Source organism: Shewanella sp. 0m-8, from assembly GCF_052977265.1.
In genome coordinates, this window is record NZ_JBRIMB010000077.1 from 1 (window position 1) to 10,046 (window position 10,046).

3 protein-coding genes are annotated in these 10,046 nt (G+C 44.3%); all 3 read left to right on the plus strand.

Going from position 1 to position 10,046, the window contains the following annotated elements; translation table 11 throughout:
* Positions 1–109: 109 nt before the first annotated feature.
* The 3 genes from ACVBIO_RS20940 to ACVBIO_RS20950 all read left to right on the plus strand — a co-directional run bounded on the left by ACVBIO_RS20940 (position 110) and on the right by ACVBIO_RS20950 (position 9,967).
* Positions 110–5,551, plus strand: a complete 5,442-nt coding sequence (locus ACVBIO_RS20940; RefSeq protein WP_447173358.1) for an Ig-like domain-containing protein — start codon at positions 110–112, stop codon at positions 5,549–5,551.
* Positions 5,548–7,926 (plus strand): hypothetical protein, encoded by a 2,379-nt coding sequence (locus tag ACVBIO_RS20945; RefSeq protein ID WP_447173359.1) that lies wholly within the window; start codon positions 5,548–5,550, stop codon positions 7,924–7,926. The genes ACVBIO_RS20940 and ACVBIO_RS20945 overlap by 4 nt, the downstream gene beginning before the upstream one ends.
* Before the next feature lie 100 nt (positions 7,927–8,026).
* Positions 8,027–9,967, plus strand: coding sequence for a HEAT repeat domain-containing protein (locus ACVBIO_RS20950; protein ID WP_447173360.1), 1,941 nt, complete (start codon positions 8,027–8,029; stop codon positions 9,965–9,967).
* Positions 9,968–10,046 lie beyond the last annotated feature (79 nt).

The following is a 10,046-nucleotide window of genomic DNA, read 5'->3' on the forward strand; positions in this document are numbered from 1 at the left end:
CGGCCATTAAGACACTGCAAGGCTTAGTTCGGGATCCACAAGCATGCTATTAAATTCCTGGGGATCCCTCAGACTCTGATTAGATTTAATTGATTGGGAACACCTCTATATGAAGTTAAAGCCACTGGTTTTAATTGCGCTTTTTTCTACTTACTCGTTCGCTGATGATTTGAGCATTACTCATGAAAGTATTAATGGCACCCTGGGTGTTGTTGACTTTGGTTCGGTATTGATTGGTCATTCATCGGATGCTGTTATTAATTTCTATAATAGTGAATCTGTTGATGTATTAGATAATTGTGGGACTTATAAACCCAATAAGCCTGAGTTTACCATTGTCGGGCAAACATGCGCTGATTGGGCGAACTACCCAGATGCTCCTCTGACAAGTCTAGCGGTTAATAGTGGTTCAAGTTGTAGCGTTACATTACGCTTCGCTCCCACTACGCCCATAGATCATAATTCTCGTTTCCGACTTTATTGCAATGATTCTAGTTACAACGGTAACAGCAGGCCTTCATTCTTTGTAGATTTGAGTGGTTCTGCTATTCAGCCACCGACTGCACCCACATTTAGTCAATCATCGCCAGTAGCTATCAGCATGGATGAAGACAGTTACCCAAGGCCATTTTCACTGACCTTGCACGCTGCAGATGTCAATAATGACACCATTAACTGGTCTGTTGCTGAGCAAGGAAACTTTGGTGTTGCTACAGTGAGCGGAACGGGTAAAAGTAAAGCCATAAGTTATGTTCCTAAGCCTAATTACTTCGGTGCCGATAGCTTTGTCGTGCAAGTGAGTGATGGGGTCACGGGTAGCGCGACTCAAATCGTCAACGTGACCGTTAACTCAATTAATGACGCGCCGACCATTAGTGGTCGACCGACTACAACTGTTTCACAAGGGGATAGCTATCGCTTTGTACCTACGGTGACCGATATTGATGCTGATGAAAGCCATACATTTAGCATCAGCAATAAGCCGAGTTGGGCGAGCTTTAACAGTCAAACTGGTTTATTGAGCGGTACGCCAGGTAACAGTGGTGTTGGCACTACCGCAGGCATTATTATTAGCGTGACAGATAGCGTGAATGCGACTGCCAGCCTAGCGCCCTTTGCGCTGATGGTGACTAATGTCAATGACGCGCCGACCATTAGTGGTCGACCAAGCACGAGTGTTAATGAGGGGGAGCTTTATAGTTTTACGCCCGAGGTTAACGATGTTGATACCGATGATACCTTAACCTTTGCTATTACGAATAAACCATCATGGGCAAGCTTTAATCAGCAAAACGGCAGTTTGACGGGTACCCCTGAAAATAGTGATGTTGGCATCAGTGAGAGCATCAGTATTTCGGTCTCTGATGGCCAAGCAACGGTCAATCTTGCGGCGTTTAACATTAATGTCATTAATGTTAACCAAGCCCCTGTAGCGGATGCGCAATTTTTAACAGTCAATGAAGATAACTCCATTGCAGTTACTTTATCGGCAACGGATATTGATGCAGATGCCGCATTAAGCTTTAGCATTGTTGGTCTGCCAGCTTATGGTGCGTTAACCATAAACCAGCAAGCGGTTGAAGTTGGTAAAGAGTTAGCCGTAGCCACATTAACCTATATGCCCGAACTGAACTATTCCGGCAACGACGCATTTGAATTTGCGGTCAGTGATGGCATAAAAAGTGCCAAAGCAATGGTCAAGATAACCGTATTAGCGGTGAATGATGATCCGGTCTCAATAGGTGTCATTTCTGCAGAGATGCTCAGTGAAGATCAGGTTGACGCTGTTCCCTTTACAGCTGAAGCACTGCTAGTCAATATTAATGATGCAGATGATGATTTAGCTGAAGTGGTTGTTGATACCTATGAAGGGACTTACGGCAATCTATTTCAAATTAATGGCAGCTGGGTATATCAATATAAGCATCATATAGTCGATCAAGCACCGGAAGAGCAGCCTGATAATGACGATGGCGGCATTGACGAAGGCATAGAAGATGGTGAAGTCCCTGATGTCGATACCGATACTCCAGCGGATGATTCGACGGTTGTAGACCCTAGCGCGGCTGAAGATTTGGTTGAGACCCTACGTGAAAATGAAATGGCCACCGAAACCATTGAGTTTAACGTGCGCTCGCTTAACGACGCGTCACCAGAACTTGTTGTACAAACCTTAACCTTCAGTATTCAAGGTAAAAATGACCTGCCTGAAGTCATCGTCCCCGAAGTTTTTGGCGATAGCCAAACATCTGAAATATCATTTATTTTAGGCCAGGCTGAACTGCTCACACCTGATGTAACAGATATAGATAAGGATACCGTTCTTGCTTATACCCTTTCAGAATCTGGCGACGATGCGTATTTTAATATTGATGAGCTAGGTGTTATCAGCTTAATTGAGCCAGTATCAGTGAGCTTGCTTGCTGCCAATCAAGCCAAGGCAAGTTACAGCGTTAAACTGATCATCAATGATGGTTTCTCACCGTTAGAGCGCCAGATTAACTTCACCTTAGAAACTAATGGTGACGTCGATGGTGATGGTGAATCTGATGCTCTAGAAATTGAGCAAGGAACCAATCCTTACGATGGCAATGACTACTTCGATAGCGATAATGACGGTGAGTCAGATGCTTTAGAAATCGCCCAAGGATCAGATCCCCACGATGCCTCTTCATACCAAGATCAAGATAAAGACGGTGTACCCGATTATGTCGAGATCCTTGCGGGGACTAACCCTAATGACAGTAAAAACTACCAAGACACTGACTTTGATGGTGTGCCCGATTACCAAGAATTGATCCAGGGAACATCTGCTGAAGATGGTACTGATTTTATCGATAGCGATGGTGATGGCGTATCAGATCATGCCGAGCTAATTGATAATACTGATATCAATAATCCGAGCAGTTTTCTTGATAGTGATGGTGATGGTGTGCCGGATCAGCAAGAGTTGATCAATGGTACCGATCCGCAAGATGAAAACAGCTTCCAGGATACCGATGGCGACACTGTTTCCGATTATCAGGAAGGCTTGGCCAACACAGATCCAAACGATCCTAACGATTACACCTTCGATACTGATAATGACGGCGTTTACGACGATCAGGAACTACTTGATGGTACCGATCCGCTTAATGGTCATGACTTTATTGATAGTGATAAGGATGGGGTTGCCGACAAGTTAGAAATATTCAATGGCACCGACCCTAACGACAACACCAGTTATATCGATTCAGATAATGATCTGGTCTCTGATTATCAAGAGCGTATGAATGAGACTGATCACTTTGATAAGTTCAGTTATTTAGATAGCGATGGCGATGGTGTTGCCGATTATGCTGAAATGCTGGCGCAAACGGATCCCCTTAATAAAACCAGCTTCATCGATAGTGATGGTGACGGTGTAGCGGATTATGTCGAAATCTTACGAGGGACAGATCCGAATAGTGCCGCAGACAAGGACGCCGATGGCGATGGTGTACCTGATGTCCAAGAAGAGGTTGAACAGTCAGATCCAAATGATATCAATAGTTTTCTCGATAGTGATGCCGATTTTGTGCCGGACTTTGTTGAGCTCCAACAGGGAACGGATCCGTTTAATCGCTTAGATTTTATTGATAACGATGAAGATGGCATGTCGGATGCGGAAGAAAATCGCGTCGGCACAGATGCTAACGATGCCACGGATTTTATCGACTCTGACGGTGACCGTGTATCAGACCGAGAGGAGCTAAAAGACAACACCGATCCTTATGATAGCGCGAGCTATCTAGATAGCGACGGTGATCTATTACCCGATGCTTACGAGAGAAGATATGGATTAGATGCTTTGGCTCCTTTTGATGCTGAATTAGATTTTGATGGCGATGGCTTAAGCAATCTTACCGAGTATCAGCAAGGCACGCCTCCGGATCAAGATTCAGTGGCGCCAAACTTATCGGTTGATGATGTGATTTGGGTTAATGCGACTCGCGCAATGACACCCATGGCTGAGATGAACTTATTATCACAAACCGCATTTGACTTAGTTGATGGTGACGTTGATTTAGAGTGGCCGATTACTGTATTTGCTCCAGGACAGCACCAGGTGACAGTGTCTGCGACAGATATTGTCGGCAATAAAGCAGAAAAGCAAGTGACCTTAAATGTTAGGCCGTTAATTTCATTTAGGGTTAAACCATCGGAGTTATTCATCACCGAAGGGAAAAAGTTTGCTGTTAAATTACAATTAAATGGCTACTCACCAACCTACCCTTTAGTGGTTGCTTACCAAGTTTCAGGCAGCGCTGAGTCAATGGTTGATCATAACCTTCAAGCTGGCGTGGCAGTGTTTAACGATAGAGAAACACAAGCCATCATCGAGTTTGATACCTTAACTGACGAGCGGGTTGAAGCCGATGAAAATATCGTTATTACCGCCATGAGTCAGGATGTGGGGATCGAAGAGCAGAGCATTAATTTAGGCTTTGGCGCCGAAGTCACACTTACGCTGACCGAATCAAATCTTGCTCCAGCAGTGAGCGTTGCGGTGGTGCAAGACTCGCAAGACTCACCTTGGGTGGATCTCGAATCGGGTCGTGTCAAAGTTAAGCTAAATATCGCCGATCTTAACATTGCAGATTCCCATAGCATCACTTGGCATATACCTGATCAATTAGTCGTGTCTTATCTTGCTAGCGATGCTTTTGAATTCATTCCTTCACGGGACCGAATGGGCACGCACAAGCTGGGGGTCACCGTGGTTGATTCAGGTACTCCGGCAAAAACAACTCACCACAGCTTAAGTATTGTGGTGAGAGAACGTCTCGCAGCGCTGAGCGCCATAGATTCAGACCATGATGGCATTCTTGATACCGAGGAAGGATATAAAGATAGCGATGTTGACGGTATCCCTGACTTTTTAGATAACCAATTTTTAAGTCAAAGCGAAGTCGCTGTGAGTCAAAATAATCTTGAATCAGTGGCTAAAGTCGCTAACACCCTAAGGTTGGTGCCAGGTCAATTGGCGTTGGCCACTGCCGGCTTGCTGATTGAGCAGGGGAGGGAACTCGACCCTGACTATATCAATGTTGGCGGCATCTTTGACTTTGAAATTAAAGATCTGGCTGACAATCAAACGACAGCCACAGTCGTGCTACCGCTGCAGACTAAAATTCCCGCTAATGCTTATTACCGCAAAGAGACCCCATCTGCAGGCTGGATGGACTTTATAGAAGATGACAAAAATATTATTCAATCCGCTTCTGGACTCGATGGCCAGTGTCCAGATCCTGGCAGTAATTTATATGAGCATGGATTGCGACCTGGATATATGTGCCTGCAATTAACTATTGAAGACGGTGGCCTAAATGATGCTGATGGCATCAAGAATGGCACCATCGTTGATCCCGGTGGCATCGCTATTTTATCCAGTGATGAGCCATCAGAAGAAGTGGTGCCAGAAAAGAACAACTCTGGCGGCGCTATTAACCTTGCTTGGGTAACGATGTTGCTCTGCGGGATCTACTTTAGAAACAGAAAAGAAAGAAACAATAAGGAATTGGTGTCATGAAGACGGTTTCATTATGCAGCATACTGCTTCTTGCATTACTTACAGGTTGTAGTGAAGACAGTACTAATCAGGTTAATGAACCACAACCGGAGTTAGCGCCAGACACGCTAATTCAGGCATCGAACATTAGTGTCGCGACTGCCGTGACCACCATGCAGAGCTTTGACCTTGATTTTAATTTAGCGAGTAATCAAGATCATGCAAAAGTGAATGTCATCTTGGTGCTGATGGCTGGCAATGCCGCAGCATCAGATGAGCAATACCTCTTGGATACGGTGACGCTGGAGGCATTGACTCGCTTTACACCGGTTTCGGCCTCAGGGCTCGCTGTGCCTAGTGATGTGCTCAGTGGTCAATACCAGTTAATGGCTAAATTTGAAACCGTACCTGATGACGTTCAAGGAGAGATCGTTGCTATTGCCGAGCCGATTTCGCTCGGGCAAATCGATGTGATCCAAGCGGATAAGCCCAACCTTAAAATCACCATGGCCGAACTCGAAAATGCTAGTTTTGTGCTGGCAGAGCGACCTGATGACAATCAGGGATTTAACCAAGGCGATGGCGATATTTATGTCAACTTCATGATGACAGCTGAGTTTTTAGATGTCAGCGAGCCTGTTGAGCTGCAAGCGACAATCGACTTACCTGGTTTAGGGGTGTTCCCACTCAATTTAACCTCAGCAGTATCTGGCCGAGAGCCGACTGAAGAAGATGCGATTGTTCACCCTGAAACCAATCAAGTCTATGACTATGTAAAAAGTGATACCCGCACATTGGCAGTGACCTGTGAAGAGGAAAGGTGTGCCTCTATCGGCGTCGATGATCAAGAGGGGTTATTACTTGATTTAAGGATTAATGAGCAAGTGTATGACTTACTCGCGGCGCATCAGCAAGATCTAGTCGGTGAGGTAACGATCAGCCTTGACCCTAATGGTGCTATATCGGAATGGCAAGGTATGGTCGACGATAATAGTATCCGCTTACCGGTTATTTTCCTGGCAACTACACCACCGGATTCAGATGATGAACAACCGATAGTTGAAGATGCTAAACAAGGTATCGCCTCGTACGCTAGCGCTGTTGCTAGAGCTAAAACCTCGACTATTTTTGAGAAGGCCTACCAGAAAAGTGTGGGTTCTAGTGGTAAAGCAAAAATAGAATATAAAGTGCAAGGCTCAGCCAAATACACTTCAGGTACAGCTGGGGTACCTAAAAATATCGATACACGCCTGTATGGCTGGGTTAAGGCTTGGGTATTTGGTAAGGGCTTGACGCTGTTAAATGTAGATAGTACTGCCCTTATGGAAAATGCCGATAAGTCTAATTTAAAGTACAAAGTCCAAGTGGCAGGTAAGACGGTATGGAGCATAACCCGATGGGTGCCTGACGACTATAAAGGGATGCAGGTTATTTATAATTCCCACGATGGTGATGAAGAAACGTTACGCAAAGAAGTTGCTAAGGTGTGTAAGGGGAAAACTATTAAGAAGTGGAGTGTCAAGTTTGGGTCAGAAGCTTGTATTAAGGGGGAAGTGGGCTTAATGAGCCGCAATTACTTCCATACAAGTACTAATACTATAAAGGGTCGCACCGGCCCCTATGCCAAACTTAAAGCGACGGCAGATGCTTCAATCGGAGGTAGCTTTGCTTCGGCCGGGATAGGTTCAAATCTGGATCTTATCTATTTGTCTCCACAGCTAGGTTATTCAGGGGTGTTTGATAACGGTAACCAGGTTTCGTCCACGGTTTCACTGGATATGGTACGTGAGCACTTAGATGGTTATATAAAAATATGGGCTAAAATTAACCTTTTAGTTGGTAAAGTAAAGAAATCACATAAGATTATGAGCTGGAAAGGACCTAAGTACTCAGACAACTTATGGCGTAAATATAAAATGTGGGGCCATTCTCAAGAGATAGATGTACCAAGAACCTCCTATTTAAAATCGACCTATAGATTATATGTCTCTAAAAGTCAACGTAAGCGCAGCGATGATAAAATGGTGCTAAAAGCCAAAGGTCAACTTAATGGCGATCATATCGATGTATTGGCTAGCTGTCCGATTACCAGTGGCACTGAACTTAAACACCTAGCCACTAACTATAATATGAAAAGAAAAAATTACTACGGTCTTAAAAAGGGATTTGCGGGTATTGAGTACTACTTATTTTTGCAAAAGGTCGGTAAGACATTAAGCAGTAGCGAGATAAAAAAATACGGTTTAACGGGTAAAAAGTACTGGGTTAAGTACAGCTTAAGAAACAAATTCGACCGAACTCATACCTTGCCTCATAAGGATTGTAACCTCTATGCCCATGTGAATTACAAGGGTGGAAAAACTGGGGGGAAGAACGTCACCCTTAGAGTCGAGTAACTCTTTAGGTGATACTTTGTTAAAAATAGCCACCTGTGAATGATTGCAGGTGGCTTTCTGTTTTACTTTCGAAATTCATGCAGTGAATAATGGCATTTCTATGATGAAAAAAAATGCAGCCCCAATGATGGTGCTAGTTAGCGTACTACTAATATGTATTGGCATTTATCTATTAGCGTTTGATGAATCACTAAGCCAAGGTCGTCATTCAAACGATGCTAAAGCTATTACTACGGATGACTTAAGGTCAGATAAGACCCTATTGATTTATGATTTTGCCGATAATGGTGTTTATGCTTACCAAATAATGTTGGATATCGACGGCGTAGTCGATGCGTCAGCACTCACTCAAGGGATCCAAGCTAGTGGGTCACAACGTCAAAATATGAGTATTCGCGCGAATGCTCAAGTGCATTTTAAATTTTATCCTCAGCAGACGAGCGGTTGGCATGTGTTAGGCCAATATAGCGATTTACGCTATATCAATAATGGCCAGGAGATTGAGACTCCACAAGGCGCTGAGCATCAATTCTCTTTTGATTTTTCTCAAACTGGGCAGATAACTAATCTTGCAACCAATACCGCTACTCAAGGTGCCGATTTCACCCAACTGATTATAAATAATGTACAGCTGATTTATCCTAATCAATATAAATCCAGTTGGTTAACCCGAGAGCTTGATGAAAATGGGACTTATAAAGCGCAATATCAACTACTGGCAGACGATGGTGTTAAATACCAGCCGCTAACTATCATCAAAAATAAACTTAGCTATCAGCAAAGTCATCTTAATGACATGGATCTTGGCATTGGCTTAGCTGACGTTAAAGTCAGTATTGAGGAGCATCAGGCTGAATTTGTTGTTGATCAGCACAGCGGCTGGTTTCAATCGATCAATACCATTGAGCTGATTAACTCCGAGATCATGGGTAAGACATTTGATGATATTAAGATGACTTTTGCAGCCAATAGCATGGCAGTCGACTCTAACGTGCGCTTTCCTGACTTCTACGCGCAAGTATCAAAAGCGAATACTGCAACGCCAAGCATGGCAGACTATTACGCTACAGAGCCGAAACTCAATATGATGGCTCAAGGCTTAAATACTGAAGAGGCGGTTGGACGTTTTGTTGAATTGTTTAGCGATCCTAATACCGAGTCTCTTGCAAGAAAGTTTATGGTCAACTATTTGCGCCTGTATCCGGTGGCTTCTGGCTCATTAGTGCAAGAGTTAGACACTAAAAGTGAACGTGTGGATTTATCGGTTAAATTAGCGTTGTGGAGTAGCCTTACTGAGGCGGGGCATACTGAAGCTCAACAAGCGGTCGCGGCGGCGGCCACCGATGCCGCATTTAACCCAACCACTAGAAATCGCGCCATCGCCTATGCTCACGATTTTGAATACCCCATCACTGAATTGGTCGATAGCTTATTTGCATTTCATCAGGGGGCCAGTGGGGCTGTCGATGCCGTCAACAGTGAGTTGGGCTCGATGGCTATTTACGCGGTGGGTACGTTAGGTGACAGCGATAAATTGAATCCGACTCAAGCACAGCACGTTGAAACGTTATTAAGAGAGCAGCTGCAAGATAGTTCGCAAGCATACCATCAAGACCAAATATTAACCGCCATCGCGAATAGTCGAAATCCCAGTTTTGTTTCTGATGTAGAAGCGTTCTTAATCAGTGATAACTCAGATCTAAGGGTGGTTGCATATACAACCATGCTGCGCTTACAGGGGAGCGATGCTATCAACACATTCACCCAAGGCTTGGCTAATGAAACCGACCCTATGGTGAGAGAGTTAGCGCTCAGGGATCTCAGCACCAGTAATAGGCCTGAAGCCGTTACTTGGGCGAGCGAAGAAGTATTAAGGCACAAAGACTCGGCAGGCGCTACCTCGCTAGTCACCTATCTAGGTGAGCATAAAGACAGCCATTCAGTCGTTGAAACGACCTTGCGTGAGCTGCTATCAAGCGAAGTCCCCGTAAAGCTAAAACAAGAAATTTACAAATATATAGCTCCAGGACAAGCACAATAACTATGAGACTGTAACTAACTTTGTGTAACTGCTTATCAAACTGTACTCTAAAAAGAGTCAAGGATAGGCGTATAATCAT

Bases quoted from the DNA above. Each gene is read 5' to 3' on its own strand.
- ACVBIO_RS20940 (WP_447173358.1), top strand. From the start codon at position 110: ATGAAGTTAAAGCCACTGGTTTTAATTGCGCTTTTTTCTACTTACTCG.
- ACVBIO_RS20945 (WP_447173359.1), top strand. From the start codon at position 5,548: ATGAAGACGGTTTCATTATGCAGCATACTGCTTCTTGCATTACTTACA.
- ACVBIO_RS20950 (WP_447173360.1), top strand. From the start codon at position 8,027: ATGATGAAAAAAAATGCAGCCCCAATGATGGTGCTAGTTAGCGTACTA.